We start from the raw sequence: 17,437 nt of genomic DNA, 5'->3' as shown, positions 1-17,437 counted from the left end.
CCGGTTCAGCCCTGCAGGATCGCCAGGCGGCCGGGATCCCACGATGCCCAGACCTTGTCGCCGGCAAGATCCTCGATGGCGGCGGGATCGGCGGATGCCTTCAGCCGGGCATCGCCGTCCTGGGCCTCCAGGTCGAGGTCGATCCGGCTGCCTTTGAAGACGCGGCGCACGATCCGCATCTGCAGCGCGTTCGCCTGATCGGGCCGGCCGGTGGTGAGCCGGATGCTTTCCGGTCGGAGCGCCGCCTCGACGGCGGTGCGGCCATCCGGCGACCCGGCGGCGGCGTGCAGGAGGATGCCGTTCCAGTCCAGCACGATCTGCCCGTTCTCGCTGCCCCGGACCTGGCAGGCGAACAAATTGGTCTCGCCGATGAAGTCGGCGACGAACCGGCTGCGCGGCCGGTGGTAGAGTTCCTCCGGTGTGCCGTCCTGCTCGATCCGCCCGGCATTCATCACGATGATCCGGTCGGACATGGTCAGCGCCTCTTCCTGGTCGTGGGTGACGAACAGGAAGGTCTTGCCGGTGCGCTGCTGCAGGGCCTTCAGCTCGATCTGGACCTGGCCACGCAGCTTGGCGTCGAGAGCACCGAGAGGCTCGTCGAGCAGGAGCAGCTTGGGCTCGCGGGCAAGGGCCCTGGCCAGCGCCACGCGCTGCCGCTGGCCGCCGGAGAGCTGGTCCGGCATCCGGTCGCGGAAGCTGCCGAGCTGGACCAGCTCCAGAAGCTCGCTGACGCGCGCGTCGATCGCAGTACGGCCATGGCCCTGCAGCTCCAGGCCGAAGGCGACGTTGCCCGCCACGGTCATGTGCGGGAACAGGGCATAGTCCTGGAAGACCATGTTCACGTCGCGCCGGTTGGGCGGCAGGCGGGTGACGTCCTCGCCGGCCAGCAGGATGCGGCCCTCATCGGGCATCTCGAAGCCGCCCAGCATGCGCAGCGTGGTGGACTTGCCGCAGCCCGACGGCCCCAGCAGGGTGACGAACTCGCCCTGGGTGATGTCCAGGTCGAGGCGGTCGACCGCCACGTTCTTGCCGAAGCGCTTGGTGACGTCGGTGAAGCGCGCGATTGTGCTCTGGCGGTGCATCAGCGTCTGGTTCCCTTGAGCCGGCGGGTGCCGCGTTCCGCCCACAGACCGAGTGCTGCGGTCACGACCAGGACCACGGTGGAGATTGCGTTGATGGCGGGCGACATGCCCGAGCGCAGCTCGGCGAAGATCAGCACCGGCAGGGTCGGCTGGTAGCCGCCCAGGAAGAAGGCGCGCACGAAGTCGTCGAAGCTGAGCAGCATGCAGAAGATCGAGGCTCCCAGGAGGGAAGGAAACAGGAAGGGCAGGGTGACCCGCAGAAATGCGACCAGGCTGTCGGCACCCAGGTCACGCGCGGCCTCGACCTGGCTGCGCGGCATGGCGCCCAGGCGCGAGAGCACCATCAGCGCCACGAACGGCACGTTGTGGATGGTGAGGCCCAGGATGATGGCACCGGTGCCGGGCTCCATGCCGATCGCGCGGATGAAGATCCGCATCGAGATGGCCGAGATCACGCCCGGGATGACCGCGGGCAGGCACATGACGGCGAACACCAGGGCCCGCCCCCAGAACCTGGCCGGTCCCAGGAACACCGCGCACCAGATGCCGATGACCAGCGAGAGCAGGGTGGATGCGATCGCGATCAGCAGGGTGTAGCCGAAGGCATGGAGGACCGCGGTATCCTGGAAGACCTGGACGTACCAGCGCGTGGTCCAGGCATTGATCGGGAAGCCGATGAAGTTGCTGTCCTTGAAGCCCATGACCACCATCAGAGCCAGGGGCAGGAACAGGTAGACGATGAACGCCCAGTAGAAGGTGGTGAGTGCGATCTGGCTGGGGCGCATCATCCGAGCAGGTTCCCGCGGCGCCGGCCGAGCAGCCGGAGGAACAGGCCGACCGTGACCAGCGAGGCCAGCAGCATGATGGTCGAGAAGGCGGCACCTTCCGGCCATTTATCGCCGGCGACGTGGAAGAACCCGGCGATCGTCTCGGCGAACACGGTGGTACTGGGCCCGCCCAGCAGGACCGGGGTGGCGTAGTAGCCGGTCGAGATCAGGAAGACGAGCACGCAGCCCGACGCGATCCCGTCCTTGGACAGGGGCAGGGTGACCCGGCGAAAACGCGTCCAGGATCCGGCGCCGAGGTCGGCGGCGGCTTCCAGATAGTTGCGCGGGATCTTCTCTAGGGACGCGTAGAGCGGCAGCAGCATGTAGAGCGAGGTCAGGTAGACCAGGCCCATGCCGAGCGAGAAGCCGGTATACATGAACGGGATCGGCCGGCTGGTCAGGCCCAGCCCCATCAGCACGATGTTGAGGAAGCCCCGATTGCCCAGGAGGATCATGATCGCATAGGTGCGCACGATCTCGCCGACCCAGAAGGGGACCAGCAGCAGCAGGAGGAACAGCATCTGCCGGCCGGGGCGGAGCTTCTTCGCCAGGAAATAGGCGATCGGGTACATCAGCAGGAGCGTTAGCAGCGTGTAGCAGGTCGAGTAGACGAAGGTCCGCACGAACGGGGTGATGTAGTTCGGCGCCTGGAAGAACAGCAGGTAGTTCTCCAGCGTCATCTCCGGGATGCGACCCGCGGTGGGCGGGTAGGAGTCCATGAAGCTGATCCGGATCATGGTCAGGATCGGCCCGAGATGGGTCCCGAACATCCAGATCAGGGCCGGCACGGCCAGGAGCCAGAACCGACGGCGGTCCGAGGACAGCAGCAGGTCGCTGGCTTGGCGGTAGGCCGGGTTGGCGGTCAGGCGCGTCCAGAAGCCGCGGGTGCCGTCCTGGGGCCGGATGAGGGCAGCGTCGTTCCCGGTACGCTCGCTGGTCGTGGCCATGGGCCGTCCTTGCTGGGGAAAAGGCCCGCCCGTCGCGGGGACGGGCAGGCCGGTGCGGCCGATCCTTTAGCGCCGGCCCGCTATCGAGTGAACGTCAGGCGGCCTTGATTTCTTCGACCGCGGGATCGACCAGGCTGTATTTCAGCTGGTCCGCCTCGGTGTTGAAGAAGGTCAGGCGCGACAGTTCCTCCTGGCTCAGCGAGGAGGCGCGGCGCTCGAGGTCGTTCAGGCCGTCGGCGGCACCGTCGATGGTCGAGAGATAGCCGGACGAGCGGGTCATCGCCGTGCCGACCTCGGGGGAGCCCAGGATTGCGTTCAGGAGCTGGTAGGCGTTGTCGGCGTTGGGCGCGTTCTTGGCGATGTTGAAATTGTAGACGAAGCCGTAGCTGCCGGGCTTCGGGATGGTCAGCGCCACCGGGAAGCCGTCCATGATCAGCTTGGAGATCGGGCCGGACCAGGCCTGGGCCAGCACGATGTCCTGGTTGATGAACATCTGCTGCACCTCGGCGCCCGCATCGTAGAACTTGCGGACCTGGCCCTTGTGCTTGATCAGGAAGTCGCGCGCCTCGGCGACCACCGCCTTGGCCTTCTCCGGGTCGTCCTTGTACTCGACCATGTTCCCGTCGTAGCCGAGATAGAGCATGGTCACGGACATGAAGTCCTGGATGATGTAGGCGGTCTGGCCTTCGTACTTGGGATCGAACATCACGTCCCAACTCTCGGCTTCCTCGGGCGTCACCACCTCGGTGTTGTAGGCCAAGCCCTCCGCACCGGCCAGGATCGGCACGCCCCACTTCTTGCCGTCGATCACGATCCAGTCGCTGTCGCGATAGACCGGGTTGACGATGTTCCAGTTGCTCAGCCGGTCGGTGTCGATCGCCTCCAGGAGGCCCGAGGTGATGAACTGGCTGAAGCGGTGCCCGGCGATGGTCAGGATGTCGACGCTGGGGTTGGGCTGCTCGGCGGTGAGCAGGTTGAACGCCTTGCCCTGGTCGTCGACCAGGCGGATCTGGATCCGGATGCCGGTGTCGTTCTCGAACTTCGCCTTGAAGTCGTCCGGGATGAAGTTCGCATAGGTCCAGACGTTGACCACCTTCTCCTGAGCGCGGGCGCTGCGGATGATGTTGGGCATCGCGAGCGCGCCAGCCGCGAGGCCAGCGCCCTTCAGGATCGTCCGGCGAGGGGTCAGAAGCTTCTGCATACCGCGTTTCCTTCCAGAAAATGACGCTCAGAGACTGACGGCGAGAATCAGGCGGCCGATCCTTCCCGGCACAGACGCACCAGTTCGTCGATCCCGCGGCCTTCGATGCCGCTGACCGGCAGGAGGTCGTTGTCTTCCTTGAAGTCGCGGCCATAGGCGGCGGACAGGAGAGTGATGCCGGCCTCGTGCAGCTTCGCCGGCCTGCCGACCAGCCGGCCGAGCAGAGCGGTCGGCACCAGGCCGAACGGGACGTCCTCCAGCACGTAGCGGCTCTGCGCCGTGGTGGGGCCGAAGCCCCCGCGCCCTTCGGCATGCATCTGCTGGTTCATCTCCGAGATGCTGGCGACCGGCACGTGGAAGGAAAGGTGGAAATGCTCGAAGATCGTGCGCACCGACAGGCCCAGCGCCTCGGCGATCGCCAGGCGCTCCAGGTCGAGCTGCTCCAGGAGGCGGCCCACCAGCGGGGTGACGTTCTCGCCCTGGCCCCAGGTCTCGCCGCGCTCCATCCGGGTCAGGTTGAACATCGCGATCCCCAGATGGTTCTGGGGATTGAGGTTGCTCAGTGCTATCGCCAGCAGCCCGTCGCGCAGGACGAAGCGGTCGCCGAACAGGGCCTGGCACAGGGCCAGGCCCTGTTCGCCATGCGTTGCCGGCAGGGTGGCGATGTCGACCTTGGAACGGACCGTGTTGACCGTCACCGTGTCGTCCTGCGGCTGGCGACCGGTGACGACCGTGGTGCCCCAGACGACGATCGGCAGGCGGACGCCGCGATCGGTCAGCAGCCGGTCCAGATAGAGTGCGCCGAACGAGGCGTGCGAGGAGAAGATCACCGTCTGGCCGGCCCGCAGATGCGGTGCGGCCGCCTCGATCACGGCGCGATGGCCATTGGCGGGCAGGGCCACGATCGCCACCTCGGCGCCGTCCAGGACGTCCGCGCAGCTCTTGGCGACCCCGACCTCGAACCGGCCTTCCAGGGCACCCTTGGCGAGCAGCGGACCGGTCTCCAGCGCCCGGCCGCGCTGCCCCGACGGCGACCAGAGGCGCACGCTGTGGCCATGGCTGCGGAGCAGGGCAGCGGTCCCATAGGCGATCGCTCCTGCGCCGAGAATAGCCACCTGCATGAAACGAACCTCGATGTCTGTTGGGTGCCGGAACTCGTGGCGGCCGGCTTCCTGCCGGACCGGCCTGACGAAAAATCGTAACGCCGGTGCGACAAGTCGTCAACAAAAGGACGGCTGGCATCCGTTGGCCGCTCGAAAGGATCGACTTGAATCGACGTGTAGAAACAGTTTCTTTCCGACAGCATCGGAAAGCCATGTGATTCAATATTTCTCAAGATATGGGTCAGATAAACTATCGCTGCCGCCTACTGCATCGCATCTCCACAAGCATTTGCTCTGCCATGTTGCCACATGGCGTCCTCACCTCTCAGTCTGACCCGGTAACGGGCTCGCCAAGCGTGTGCATCAGCCGGTTGGCCCAGCTGAAGATCGCGATGGCCAGTACCAGGTCGAGGATTTCCAGCTCGCTCAGACCCGCGGCGCGCAGCCGCTCGATGTCGGTGGCACCCGCCTCGGGCGGGCAGCGCGAGAGCTTCACGGCGAAGTCGTAGATGGCCTGCTCGCGGGCCGGCAGGCGGGCGTCCGCCTCGGCGCGGAACACCTCCTCCACCAGTGCGGTGGACTTGGTCAACTGGTTGTAGCGGCTGGCATGGACAGCCGCACAGTAGATGCAGCGGTTGACCACCGAGGCACCGATGGCGCCCAGCTCGCGCTCCGCCCGGGACAGGCCGCCGGTGCCATACATGATGGCATTGAACAGAGGCGTGCGGTGGCTCAGCGATTCGGGATCGTGCGCCAGCACCAGCACATAGTCCGACACCTTGGTGTTGGATGGCGTGACCTTCAGCGCGTCCCGCTGCTCCTCGGTTGCCTGGGCCAGGTCGACCGGGGTGACATAGGGGCGCCAGACCGGGATCTCGGCGGTGAACGTGTGGACGACCTCGCTCATCGTGCATTCCTCAGCAGTCGGAGGCCCGTCAGCAGCCGCGCCTGGTAGGCGAGGAAGGCACAGAGCTCAGCCAGGCGCACGATGTCGGGCTCGGTGACTCCGGCGGCCTGGAGCGCCTCGATATCGCCCCGGGTGGCCTGCCGGGGCTCGGCGGTCAGCAGGTCGGCGTGGCGCAGGATCGCGGCCAGCCGGGCATCCTCGGGCATGGTCCCGGGCAGGGCGAACGCGGCGAAGCCCACGCCGCCCGGGCAGGCTTCGAGCCTCTCCCGGTAGTGCGCCATCAGCTCCTCGTCCTGGACGGCAGCGGCGACGCGCAGCGCGATCGCGGCGCGCAGGCCATGGGGCAGGCCGCCCGGCTCGCGCGGCGTCAGGACGGCGGTGCCGCTGGCTTCGGTCAGTTCCATGATGGTGCGGCGCTGGTCGAGCAGCGTGCCCAGGGTGGCATCGGCACCGAGCAGGTTCTCGATGGTGGTCATGCGATCGGATCCGGAGTCTGTCGGCTGAAGCCGCCCGTGGCGTGCCGGGCGGCGACCGGTTCATACGCGAAAGCACCGCCGTCCAGGAAACGCTCGATGATGGCCTCGAAGCCGGAGGTGTCGAGGCAGCGTTCCGCCAGCCAATCCTGGCAGTAGTAGGTCTTGCTGTAGCGCTCGCCCGCATCGCAGATCAGCGAGACGAGCGAGCCGGTCCGGCCCTGCTGCCGCATCCGGGCTGCTTTCCAGCACAGGGCGAAGAAGTTGGTGCCGGTGGAGCCGCCGACCCTGCGGCCGAGCCGGCGCGAGAGCACCCGCATCGCACCCAGGGACGCGGCATCCGGCACCTTGACCATTTCGTCCACCACCTCGGGGATGAAGGACGGCTCGACCCGCGGCCGGCCGATGCCCTCGATGGTGGAGGGACGCGCGCAGGTGGCACCGGCATCGCCCGAGCGATAGCCGTCGAAGAAGGCGGAGAATTCGGGATCGGCGCAGAGCAGGCGGGTGGGGTGGCGCTTCAGGCCGATATAGCGGCCGATGGTGGCAGTGGTGCCGCCGGTGCCGGCACTGGTCACGATCCAGGCCGGGACCGGGTGGGGCTCCAGCCGCATCTGCCCGAAGATCGATTCGGCGATGTTGTTGTTGCCGCGCCAGTCGGTAGCGCGCTCCGCGAACGTGAACTGGTCGAGATAGTGGCCGCCCAGGCGCCGGGCCAGCGCCGCGGCCTCGTCATAGATGGACGCCGAGCCGCCCACGAAGTGGCAGATGCCGCCGTGATGCTCGATCGCCGCGATCTTGTCGCAGGAGGTCGTCTGCGGGACGACCGCATAGAACGGCACGCCGATCATGCGGGCGAAATAGGCTTCGGACACCGCGGTCGAGCCGGAGGAAGCCTCAACCACCGGGCGGCCGGGCCGGATCTTGCGGTTGCACAGGCCGTAGAGGAACAGCGAGCGGGCGAGCCGGTGCTTGAGGCTGCCGGTCGGGTGGGTCGATTCGTCCTTCAGGTAGAGATCGATGCCGGCCAGCCCGGTATCGAGCCTGAGCAGGTGGGTATCGGCCGAGCGCCGCTGGTCAGCGTCGATCAGCGCCACCGCCCGGTCCATCCAGGCGCGCTCGTCCCGGTCGTCTTCGGCGGCGCCCGCCTGACACCACTCATGTCCGGCCAACGCCACATCGTCCGCCGCAATCGCGGCGACACCCGCCGTCATCGCGGATCTCCTCACACCCGGTCCTGCCATCTTCATGCTTGATCAGCATAATGCAACAGCATTAATTCAAAACATGCATTCTCCAGCGGTCGATCCAGGGCAGCTCGAAGCGTTCGTCGCGGTGATGTCGGCAGGCAGCATCACCGCTGCCGCACGACTGCTGCAGCGTTCCCAACCAGCCGTGACCCGGGCGATCCAAGAGCTCGAGGCCTCGCTGGGACTCGCTCTGTTCAGCCGCAACGGCCCGCGGATCGCACCGACCGAGTTCGGCGTCCGGTTCCACGAGGAGGCCGAGCGGATGCTGTTCGGCCTGCGCCATCTACACGAGCGGGCACAAGCGATCGCCGCAGGCATGCCCCGGGCGATCGAGATCGCGGCGATCCCGGCCCTAGCCTCCGGTCTGGTGCCCCTGGCGCTGGCGCGTCTGGATCCGACCCTGCTGCCCGCGCAGGTCCATCTTCAGGCGGCGTCCGCCGAACAGGTGGTCCGCGCCATCCTGTCGCGCAGCGCCGATCTGGGGCTGGCGAGCCTGCCGGTCGACCATCCGGGCGTGGAGGTGCGCTGGTGCGGGCGGGTGCCCTGCGTGGCGGCACTCGCCGCGGACGATCCGCTCGCGGCCAGGCCCCGGGTCGCGATCCGGGACTTTGCCGGGCGTCGGCTGGTCTCGATGGCCAATCCCTATCGGCTGCGCCGCCGGATCGATCAGGCGCTCGCCGCATCTGGCACCGTGCCTGCCGCCGTTACCGCCACCAATGCGAGTTCCACGGCATTGGCGCTGATCCGGGCAGGCGGCGGGATCGGGATCGTCGAGCCGGTGACTGCACTGGGCGCACCCCTGGACGGCGTGGTGATCCGCCCGCTGGACGTCGAGATCCCGTTCCTATGGGGCGTGGTGCTGCCGCTCGGCCGGCCGGTGGCGCCGGCGGTCGAACATCTGGTGGCAGCACTGGCTACGGCGGCCATCACACTGCTACCGGGCTTTCGCCAGGGCAGTTGGGACGAAATCGCCGGCGAGCCCAGCCGGCTGGCATTGGACCGGCCGCCAGCCGGCGACGAGGATGACGGGCAATGACTATTGAAGCGGCACCTCCCTCTGGCCTGGCGACGCTGGAGGCGAGGCTGCGCCAGGACCTGGCCTGGCTGGAGCTGCCGGCCAAGTCCTGGGTGCCGCCCAAGACCCACCATGGCCATCCCGTGCTCGACGTAGTGGTCATCGGCGGCGGCATGTGCGGACTTGCCGCCACCGCCATGCTCAAGCGCCTGGGCATCGCCAACGTCACCATCCTCGATCGCGCCCCGGCCGGGGGGGAGGGCCCCTGGATCACCTTCGCCCGGATGGAGACGCTGCGCTCGCCCAAGCAACTGACCGGCCCGGCGCTGGGCCTGCCGGCACTCACCTTCCGTGCCTGGTACGAGAGCCAGTTCGGGCGGGCTGCCTGGGATGCTCTCGGCAAGATCCCGCGCACTCAATGGATGGAATATCTGGTCTGGTACCGCCGGGTGCTGGAACTGCCGGTCGAGAACGGCGTCGAGGTGCGCTCGATCCGCAGTGAAGGGGACGAGCTCTTCGCGCTGACCCTGGAGCGGGACGGGCACAGCCGGACCGCTTATGCGCGCCATGTCGTGCTGGCAACCGGCCGCGACGGGCTGGGCGGGCCTTATGTCCCGGAGACGATCGCACGATTGGACCGGCGCTTCTGGGCCCATTCCGCCGAAGCAATCGACTTTGCCGCGCTGGCCGACAAGGCAGTGGGCGTGGTGGGTGCCGGCGCCTCGGCGGTCGACAATGCCGCGGCCGCGCTGGAGGCGGGGGCGGCGCGGGTCGATGTCTTCGTCCGCCGTGCCGACCTGCCGCGGATCAACAAGTTCACCGGCATCGGCAGTCCCGGCGTAGTGCACGGCTTCGCCGGCCTGCCGGACGCGTGGAAGGCGAAGTTCCTGGATCACGTGCTGACTACCCAGACCCCGCCACCGCGCGACAGCGTGCTGCGGGTTTCCCGCCACCCGAACGCGTTCTTCCACCTGGCGAGCCCGCTGGAGGAAGTGACGGTCGAGGATGGCCGCCTTCGGGTTCGGACACCCAGGGCCAGCTACGAGCTGGACTTCCTGATCGCCGGCACCGGGTTCTCAGTCGATCTGGAGCGGCGGCCGGAACTGGCGGAGTTCGCACCGCATATCCGGCTGTGGCGCGACCGGTTCGACGGCCCGGGCATGCACCATGCCGAACTGGCCTATTCACCGGACTTGGGCCCTGCCTTCGAGTTCCAGGAGAAGGTTCCGGGCAGTGCGCCTGCCCTGGCACGCCTGCACTGCTTCAACTATCCGGCCACGATGAGCCACGGCAAATTGAGCGGCGACATCCCGGCGGTCAGCGAAGGGGCGGACCGGCTGGCCAGGGGCATCGCCCGCGCCCTGTTCGTGGCTGACCGGGAGCGGCACTTCGAAAGCCTGATGGCGTTCGACACGCCGGAGCTCTTGGGCGACGAGTGGGTGGATGCCGGCTGACGGACGAAGGCCCGGCAACCGGCGGGTTGAACTATCCCCTCCGGGGGGATAGGTTGTATCCATGAGCCATGCGAACGACCCCGACCTCCTCAGGCGCCTGCGGCGGGCCGACGGCCATCTCGCGACCGTGGTCCGCATGGTCGAGGAGGGGCGGGATGGTCTGGTGATCGCCCAGCAGATGCAGGCGGTGATCAAGGCGCTGGAGAAGGCCAAGCAGATGCTGATCCTGGACCATATCGATCATCATCTGGGTGCCGCTGCCGACGCCCTACCGCCGGAGGTCCAGCGGAAAATCGCGGAGTTCCGCGAAATCACCAAATATCTCTAGGGAGCCGCTTCATGCATACCCGCTCCATCGAGGACTGGCGGCACGACCATGTCTTCCTCGGCGCCGACCATGCCCGCAACGAGCGGCGCACCTGGTTCGTGGTAGCATTGACGGCAGCCATGATGGTCGCCGAGATCGCGGCTGGCCTGGCGTTCGGCTCCATGGCGCTCCTGGCCGACGGCTTCCACATGGCGACCCATGCCGCGGCGCTCACGATCGCGGCGCTGGCCTATCTTTATGCCCGCCGCCATGCCCGCGACCGGCGCTTCACCTTCGGCACGGGCAAGCTGGGCGAACTGGCCGGCTATTCCAGCGCGATGATACTGGCGGTCATCGCGCTGCTGATCGGGGTCGAATCTCTGGTCCGCCTGACGGCACCCGTCCCGATCCGGTTCGAGGAAGCCATCGCCGTCGCCGTGCTGGGCCTGGTCGTGAACCTCGTCAGCGCCTGGATGCTCCACCAGGGCGAGCATCACGACCACGGTCACCACCATCACCATGACCACGGTCACGACCATCATGCCGACCACAACCTGCGCTCCGCCTATCTCCATGTGCTGACCGATGCACTCACCTCGGTGCTGGCGATCGCGGGGCTGCTCGCCGGGCGGTTCTACGGCTGGCTCTGGATGGACCCGCTCATGGGCATCGTCGGCAGCGTCGTGATCGCCCACTGGTCATGGGGCCTGCTGCGCGGTGCCGGCGCGGTCCTGCTCGACATGGTGCCGGACGAGGCGTTGGCCCATCGGATCAGTTTGGCCCTGGAGCAGGGTGACGATCGCGTGACGGACCTGCATCTGTGGCGGGTGGGGCCCGGGCACATGGCCGCGATCGTGGCGCTGGTCTCCGACCAGCCGCGCGCACCTGCCCACTACAAGGCGAAGGTCGCGCATCTCCGCCAGCTCTCGCACGTCACGGTCGAGGTGCAGCCCTGCGCTCATCGCTGAACGGCTGTCCCGGATGGCCGGCACCTCCGGGACAGCCAGTCCATCCCGCCTGATCAGCGGCCCATGATGAAGTCCGAGCAGCGGTCGCCCAGCATCATCGCCGGGGCGTTGGTGTTGCCGGCATTGATGTTCGGCACGGCGGACAGGTCGCATACCCGCAGGCCATCTACGCCCCGCACCCGCATCTTCGCATCCAGCACCGCCATCGGGTCGCCGTCGGCACCCATCCTGCAGGTGCCGGCCGGATGATAGTTGGTCTTCACGAAGCGCCGGCAATGGCGGCGCAGGGCCTCGTCGTCCGGTTCGGCGCTATCGGGCAGGGCGATGCGCTCGATCCGCTCGGCGACGGGACTGGTGCGGAACACCCGCAGGAAGAAGCGCTGGCCCGCCATCATCTCCGCCATGTCCTGCTCGTCCTTCAGCAGGTTCGGCGACACCAGCGGCATGTCCGCAGGATCGGCGGAGCGCAGGCGGACCGTGCCGCGTGAGCGGGGCTTCACCACCACCGTGGTGATGGTCAGGCCATAGGTGTCCTGCATGGTGTTGCGGGTGTCGCGGTCCAGGTACACGATCGGCACGCAGAAGGCCTGGATGGTCGGCGGTGCGTCCGGGTCGGCCGGATTGACGAAGGCGCCGGCCTCCACGCCGGCCGAGGTGACGGGCCCGGTGCCGAACAGCTTGAACTGCAGGCCGTTGCGCAGCATCCGCCAGCCGACCCCTTCCTTGAAGTAGCCGTAGCGGCCGTTCGCGACCGCGGTCATCGGCACTTCCGGATGATCGATCAGGTTCTCGCCCACGCCCGGCAGGTCGACCTGGCAGGCGATGCCGTGCTCGCGCAGCTGGTCGGCCTGCCCGATGCCCGAGAGCATCAAGAGCTTCGGGCTCACCAGCGACCCGGCGGACAGCACCACCTCGCCCCTGGCATGGGCGACCCGCTCCTCGCCCTTGTGCCGGTAGGCCACGCCGACCGCGCGGCCGTTCTCCACGATGATCCGCGTCACCTCGGCGTTCAGCCGGACCGTCAGGCGGGGATCGCCCTCGAGGGGTGCCAGGAAGGCATAGGCGGCGCTGCTGCGCCGGCCGCTGCGGTTCATGAACTGGTAGAGGCCGACCCCGTACTGGCTCTCGCCGTTGAAGTCGTGGTTGTAGGGCACGCCCAGCGCCTGGACCGACTGGAGGAACCAGCGCGAGAACTCGTTGACGTGGCCGGGGTCGGAGACCAGCAGCGGCCCGTCCGCGCCGTGACGCGCGTCATGGAGGCGGTTGTTGCCCTCCATGCCGCGAAAGTGGCGCAATACTGCCTGCCAGCTCCAGTCCGCGCCATCGTTGTTGCCGCGCAGGAGGTCGTGCCACTCGTCATAGTCGGAGGGCCGGCCGCGGATATAGACCTGCGCGTTCACCGAGGAGCCGCCGCCCAGCACGTTGGCCTGTGGAATGTCGTGCGCCCGGCCTTCCAGATGCTCCTGCGGCACCGTGGTGTGGTAGCGCATGTACTTGCTGCCGTTGATCAGCTTGAAGATGCCGGGCGGCATGTCGAGCAGCGGGTGGCGATGGGAATGGCCGGCCTCCAGCAGGAGCACCCGGTGATTGCCGACCGCCGCCAGCTTGGCCGCCGCCACGCAGCCGGACGATCCGCCGCCTGCCACGATGAAGTCGAACTCTTCGCGCGCCATTGCACTCCCCAGCAGAAAGGACGCGGCGGCTTGGTGGAATCAGCGAGGATTTGGTGGATCGTCGGTGCCGGTCGCGCCCTGGGCCGCCAGATAGCGGCTGACCGGTCTGGCCGCCAACTGCCGAAACGACGGCAGGAGGCCGGGGCAGCCAGACACTTTGGCATGACGGCAGTGACCGTGGCGGCGGCCGACTGGTGCCGCAGGCTGCGACCAGATGGGCCTGACCGTCAGAAACACATCGAGCGGCACCATCGGCAGGCGCCGCTCGCTGGAAACTCGCTGCGGAACAGATCAGGCGAACGCACCTACCAGGATCGCCTCGTCGGCCGGATCCTTGACCCGCTGGAGCAGCGCGTTCTTCAGCTTCTGCAGCGCGCGGTGCTCGATCTGCCGGACCCGCTCCTTGCTGATGCCGAGCTTGCGGCCGAGCTCCTCCAGGGTGGAGCCTTCCTCGCGCAGGCGCCGCTCGCGGATGATGATCTGCTCGCGCTCCGACAGGGTCGCCAGCGAGCTGGCGATCCAGCGTGTCCGGGTGCGGCTGTCATGGCCGTCGGCCAGCGCCTCCTCCGGGTTGGGCCGCTCGTCGGCGATGAAGTCCTGGCCGACGCTCTCGCCTTCCAGGCCGACCGGCGCGTTCAGCGACTGGTCCGAGGCCGAGAGCCGGTGCTCCATGGCGATCACGTCGGCGATGCCGACATCCAGCTCCTGGGCGATCGCCGCCCGGTCGTCGTCGTCCATCTGCTGCTTGCGCCCGCCATCGATGCGGGCGCGCAGGCGGCGCAGGTTGAAGAACAGCGACTTCTGCGCGGCCGTGGTGCCGGTGCGCACGATCGACCAGTTGCGCAGCACGAAGTCCTGCATGGCCGAACGGATCCACCAGGCTGCATAGGTCGAGAAGCGGACGTCCCGTTCCGGCTCGAACCGGGCCGCGGCCTGCATCAGCCCGACCATGCCTTCCTGCACCAGATCGGGCATGGGCAGGCCGTAATTGCGGTAGCGGCCGGCGGTCGCGACGACGAGCCGCAGATACGAGGTCACGAGTTCGTGAAGTGCAGCCTGGTCATTGTTTTCACGCCAGCGCCGCGCCAGTTCCAGCTCGTGTTCGCGAGCGAGCATCGGGGCGGCCATGGCACCCTGTACGAAGCGGCGGTCTGCGCGCTGCGCCGACATGGTGTCAATCATACTCATCCTGATGCCTCCGCGAGAGCTCGGGTCCTGAAGGCGACTGCCGCACCCGGACCCGGGCGGCGCCTCAGCGCGTCGACACAGGTGCGATCAATCCTCTCAACAAGCCGCGAACCATCTCCCGGTTCCGCCAACAAATTGTAACGGGAATCGTAACGATGCCCCGTCGCTGCCCGGGCGGCAGGCGGACCAGATCCTTCTCGGTGGTGACCAGCGTGGCGCCCGATCGCTTGGCCGCATCATGCAGCCCGGCAAGCTCCGCTTCGGTGAACGGGTGGTGGTCGGGGAAGGCCCGGGTGCCGACGAGATGAAGTCCTGCGGCGGTCAGGCTCTCGAAGAACTTGGCCGGCCGGCCGATCCCGGCAAACGGCAGGAGCGGCCGCCCCGCCAGCTCCGCCAGTGCTCCGGGCGGATGGCGCAGCTCGGCCGCCAGCACCGGCAGCCCGGCCTGTGCGCCTAGAAGCTGGCGGTCGGGGCCGATCATTACCAGCGCCTCCGCCCGCAGGACGGCATCGGCGAAACGCTCGCGCAGGGGGCCGGCCGGAAAGACCCGGCCGTTGCCGATCCCGGCCGGCCCGTCCACCACCAGCCAGGAGGCGGACTTGGCGAGGCCGGCGTTCTGGAACCCGTCATCCATCAGGATGAACCGGGCACCAGCCGCGACCGCGGTCCGGGCACTGGCGAGACGATCCCGTCCCACCCAGACCACGGCGTCCCGCGCGAGCAGCAGCGGCTCGTCGCCTACGGCGGCGGCATCGTGGCTGGCTGGGTCGACCCGGGTGGTGCTCCGGACCCGGCCTCCATAGCCGCGGGTCACGACATGGGGCGTGAGGTCGAACTCTTCGGCCAGGATGCGGGCCAGCGAGCGCACCACCGGGGTCTTGCCGCTGCCGCCCAGCGTGGCGTTGCCGATGCACAGGACCGGCACGTCCAGCCGCGTGCCCGGCCGGCGGGCGCGGTGGGTGACGATCCGGCCATACAGGCTGCCGAGCGGGGCCAGCAATGAGACGAGCGGACCGCCGTCGGTCCAGAACGCCGGCGGCTTCATAGCGGGCCCGGCAGCACCGGGGCCAGGGCGGCGAGCATGCGTTCCAGCACCCCGGCACGCTCCTCAGCGAACCGGCAGGCGGTCTGGCCGACCGCCTCCACCCTGTCAGGGTTGGCCAGGAGCCGGCCGACCTGCTCGGCCAGCGCCGCCTCGTTCTCAACCTGGACCGCCGCACCCCCCGCGATCATGCCCCGGGCGATCTCGTCGAAGTTCCAGACATGCGGGCCCAGCAGCACGGCACAGCCGAGCCTCGCCGGCTCCAGCGGGTTCTGCCCGCCATGACGCACCAGCGAGCCGCCGACGAACACGAGCGGGCAGGCGCGATAGAACAGGCCGAGCTCGCCCAGCGTATCGGCGACATAGACGGCGCCGGCCCGTGGCGGCTGGCCTGCCGAACGCTGCGCCACCGGCAGCCCGGCGCTGACGAGGCTCTGGGCGATCGCCTGCCCCCGGTCGGGATGACGGGGCACCACGACCGTGACCAAGTCGGGAAAGCTGCTTTTCAGTGCCCGATGCACCTGCCCGGCCGCCAGTTCCTCGCCGTCATGGGTGCTGGCGGCAAGCCAGGCCGGCCGCCCGTCCAAGGCCGTGCGCAGGGCCGCCAGCTCGTCCTCGTCCGCGGGCAGGGGCGGTGCCGCGTATTTCAGGTTGCCGGGCGTCACCACCCGGCCGGCGCCCAGCGCGGTCAGGCGACCGGCATCGGCCTGGCTCTGCGCCAGCACCAGCCGGAAGGAGCCCAGAAGTGCCGCAATCGAGCTGCCGGCCAGCCGCCAGCGCCGGAACGAGCGCTCGGACATCCGGGCGTTCACCAGCACGGTCGGCACGGCGCGGCGGGCGAGCGTGGCCAGGATGTTCGGCCAGAGCTCGCTTTCGACCATCATCGCCAGGTCCGGGCGCCAGCGGTCCAGGAACCGCTCGACCACGTCGGGCAGGTCGACCGGGGCGAAGCGGTGGAGCACGCCGTCCGGCAGCCTTTTCGCCATCAGGGCAGCCGAGGTCACCGTGCCGGTGGTGACGAGAAAGCGCAGGTCCGGGCGCTGCTGGATCAGCCCGTCCAGCAGCGGCAGGATCGAGAGCGATTCACCCACGCTCGCGGCGTGCAGCCAGACCAGCCGGCCGGGTGGACGCCGCGTGGCGTCGACCGCCAGCCGCTCGGGCCAGCGTTCCGGGTGCTCCTTGCCGCGCCGTCGCCGCCGCTGCAGATGGACGCGGACCAATGGGGCCGCGATCCGGGTGGCGAGGCGCCAGACGTCCAGCAGCATCAGGCGGGCGCGGGATCGCCCGTGGCAGGCCTGGCGGCCGGCGGGGTGGGCGCACGTCCACAACGCCGGTCGGCCTCGTCCATGAGCGTGTTCAGCGCGTCCTCGAACTGCCGTTCCAGGCGGAGGAGTTCGTCTCGGTCCGCATCCTTCGGCACGCGGATAGGTTCGCCCAGGAGCAGCACGCCCCTGGTCCACGGGGTCGGGATCAGCATCCGGTCCCAGGTATTCAACTGCTTTCCCCAGCGACACGACCCGGTCGTGGGTATTACCGGGCAGCCGCTGTGCTTGGCCAGCAGCATGATGCCGCCCTGGACCCGCTGACGTGGGCCCTTGCCGCCGTCCACGGCGATCGAGATGCGGTCACCGTCCTTCAGGCGCCGGCGGATCTCCCGGAACGCATCGGCGCCGCCGCTGCGGCTGGAACCCATGATCGCCTTCACCCCGATCAGGTCGAGTGCTGAGGCCATCATGGCACCATCACGGTGCGGGCTGCTCAGCGAGTAGGCGGGCGTGCGCGGGTCCTTGCCCACCGACCGCAGGACGCCCCGCCAGAGCAGCGGCATGAACATGAGGCGGCCGTGCCAGTAGCCGGCGAGCACGCCTTCGTCGCTCGCCATGATCCGCTGCGTCTCAGGATGGGCCTCGAACTCCATCCGCGCGGTCTTGTCCAGGAACTCGATGGTCCCGGCGATCGCCCGGGCCGTGCGCTGCTGCCAGACCGGATCGCGGCTCATC

Annotated in this window: 17 protein-coding genes; 4 read left to right on the top strand and 13 right to left on the bottom strand. The window is 68.5% G+C overall.

Translation table 11 applies throughout. The features are described 5' to 3' along the window. Positions 1–5: 5 nt before the first annotated feature. From VNS22_RS16045 to VNS22_RS16010, 8 genes are all read right to left on the bottom strand, one after another. On the bottom strand, positions 6–1,082 hold the full coding sequence (locus VNS22_RS16045) for an ABC transporter ATP-binding protein (RefSeq protein ID WP_325734140.1): 1,077 nt from the start codon (positions 1,080–1,082) through the stop codon (positions 6–8). Then, the gene (locus VNS22_RS16040; protein ID WP_325734139.1) at positions 1,082–1,870 is read right to left on the bottom strand and encodes an ABC transporter permease; all 789 of its coding nucleotides are present in this window, start codon (positions 1,868–1,870) and stop codon (positions 1,082–1,084) included. Before VNS22_RS16040 ends, VNS22_RS16045 begins: the two co-directional genes overlap by 1 nt. Further along, the gene (locus tag VNS22_RS16035; RefSeq protein WP_325734137.1) at positions 1,867–2,856 is read right to left on the bottom strand and encodes an ABC transporter permease; all 990 of its coding nucleotides are present in this window, start codon (positions 2,854–2,856) and stop codon (positions 1,867–1,869) included. Before VNS22_RS16035 ends, VNS22_RS16040 begins: the two co-directional genes overlap by 4 nt. Positions 2,857–2,950: 94 nt before the next feature. After that, positions 2,951–4,057: an ABC transporter substrate-binding protein gene (locus VNS22_RS16030; protein ID WP_325734135.1), complete on the bottom strand. Its 1,107-nt coding sequence runs from the start codon at positions 4,055–4,057 to the stop codon at positions 2,951–2,953. A gap of 47 nt (positions 4,058–4,104) precedes the next feature. Then, positions 4,105–5,178 (bottom strand): NAD/NADP octopine/nopaline dehydrogenase family protein, encoded by a 1,074-nt coding sequence (locus VNS22_RS16025; protein WP_325734133.1) that lies wholly within the window; start codon positions 5,176–5,178, stop codon positions 4,105–4,107. Positions 5,179–5,485: 307 nt separating this feature from the next. Further along, positions 5,486–6,067 carry a peroxidase-related enzyme gene (locus VNS22_RS16020; protein WP_325734131.1) on the bottom strand — a complete coding sequence of 194 codons (582 nt, stop codon included), beginning with the start codon at positions 6,065–6,067 and terminating at the stop codon, positions 5,486–5,488. Then, on the bottom strand, positions 6,064–6,543 hold the full coding sequence (locus VNS22_RS16015) for a hypothetical protein (RefSeq protein WP_325734129.1): 480 nt from the start codon (positions 6,541–6,543) through the stop codon (positions 6,064–6,066). The genes VNS22_RS16020 and VNS22_RS16015 overlap by 4 nt, the downstream gene beginning before the upstream one ends. Beyond that, positions 6,540–7,649, bottom strand: a complete 1,110-nt coding sequence (locus tag VNS22_RS16010; RefSeq protein ID WP_349261812.1) for a PLP-dependent cysteine synthase family protein — start codon at positions 7,647–7,649, stop codon at positions 6,540–6,542. The genes VNS22_RS16015 and VNS22_RS16010 overlap by 4 nt, the downstream gene beginning before the upstream one ends. A gap of 178 nt (positions 7,650–7,827) precedes the next feature. Here VNS22_RS16010 and VNS22_RS16005 point away from each other — a divergent pair, with 178 nt between their 5' ends. The 4 genes from VNS22_RS16005 (at position 7,828) to dmeF (ending at position 11,534) form a co-directional block, all read left to right on the top strand. Beyond that, positions 7,828–8,826, top strand: a complete 999-nt coding sequence (locus VNS22_RS16005) for a LysR family transcriptional regulator (protein ID WP_325734125.1) — start codon at positions 7,828–7,830, stop codon at positions 8,824–8,826. Next, complete coding sequence (locus VNS22_RS16000; protein WP_325734123.1) at positions 8,823–10,259, top strand: NAD(P)/FAD-dependent oxidoreductase; 1,437 nt, start codon at positions 8,823–8,825, stop codon at positions 10,257–10,259. The genes VNS22_RS16005 and VNS22_RS16000 overlap by 4 nt, the downstream gene beginning before the upstream one ends. A gap of 61 nt (positions 10,260–10,320) precedes the next feature. Continuing rightward, complete coding sequence (locus VNS22_RS15995; protein ID WP_325734121.1) at positions 10,321–10,587, top strand: metal-sensing transcriptional repressor; 267 nt, start codon at positions 10,321–10,323, stop codon at positions 10,585–10,587. 11 nt (positions 10,588–10,598) lie between these two features. Continuing rightward, complete coding sequence (gene dmeF / locus VNS22_RS15990) at positions 10,599–11,534, top strand: CDF family Co(II)/Ni(II) efflux transporter DmeF (protein ID WP_325734119.1); 936 nt, start codon at positions 10,599–10,601, stop codon at positions 11,532–11,534. A gap of 53 nt (positions 11,535–11,587) precedes the next feature. Here the strand turns inward: dmeF and VNS22_RS15985 are convergent, their stop codons facing one another. The 5 genes from VNS22_RS15985 to VNS22_RS15965 all read right to left on the bottom strand — a co-directional run bounded on the left by VNS22_RS15985 (position 11,588) and on the right by VNS22_RS15965 (position 17,436). Continuing rightward, positions 11,588–13,207, bottom strand: a complete 1,620-nt coding sequence (locus VNS22_RS15985; protein ID WP_325734117.1) for a GMC family oxidoreductase — start codon at positions 13,205–13,207, stop codon at positions 11,588–11,590. Between the two features lie 291 nt (positions 13,208–13,498). Next, on the bottom strand, positions 13,499–14,395 hold the full coding sequence (locus tag VNS22_RS15980) for an RNA polymerase factor sigma-32 (protein WP_325734115.1): 897 nt from the start codon (positions 14,393–14,395) through the stop codon (positions 13,499–13,501). Positions 14,396–14,459: 64 nt separating this feature from the next. Further along, complete coding sequence (lpxK, locus tag VNS22_RS15975; protein WP_325734113.1) at positions 14,460–15,440, bottom strand: tetraacyldisaccharide 4'-kinase; 981 nt, start codon at positions 15,438–15,440, stop codon at positions 14,460–14,462. Continuing rightward, entirely contained in the window at positions 15,437–16,702 is a 1,266-nt protein-coding gene (locus VNS22_RS15970) for a 3-deoxy-D-manno-octulosonic acid transferase (protein ID WP_325734111.1), read from the bottom strand. Before VNS22_RS15970 ends, lpxK begins: the two co-directional genes overlap by 4 nt. Continuing rightward, positions 16,702–17,436, bottom strand: coding sequence for a lysophospholipid acyltransferase family protein (locus tag VNS22_RS15965; protein WP_325734109.1), 735 nt, complete (start codon positions 17,434–17,436; stop codon positions 16,702–16,704). Before VNS22_RS15965 ends, VNS22_RS15970 begins: the two co-directional genes overlap by 1 nt. Position 17,437: the final 1 nt, after the last annotated feature.

Source organism: Geminicoccus sp., from assembly GCF_035556675.1.
GTDB lineage: Bacteria > Pseudomonadota > Alphaproteobacteria > Geminicoccales > Geminicoccaceae > Geminicoccus.
This window is presented reverse-complemented; position numbering and strand designations above follow the sequence as displayed.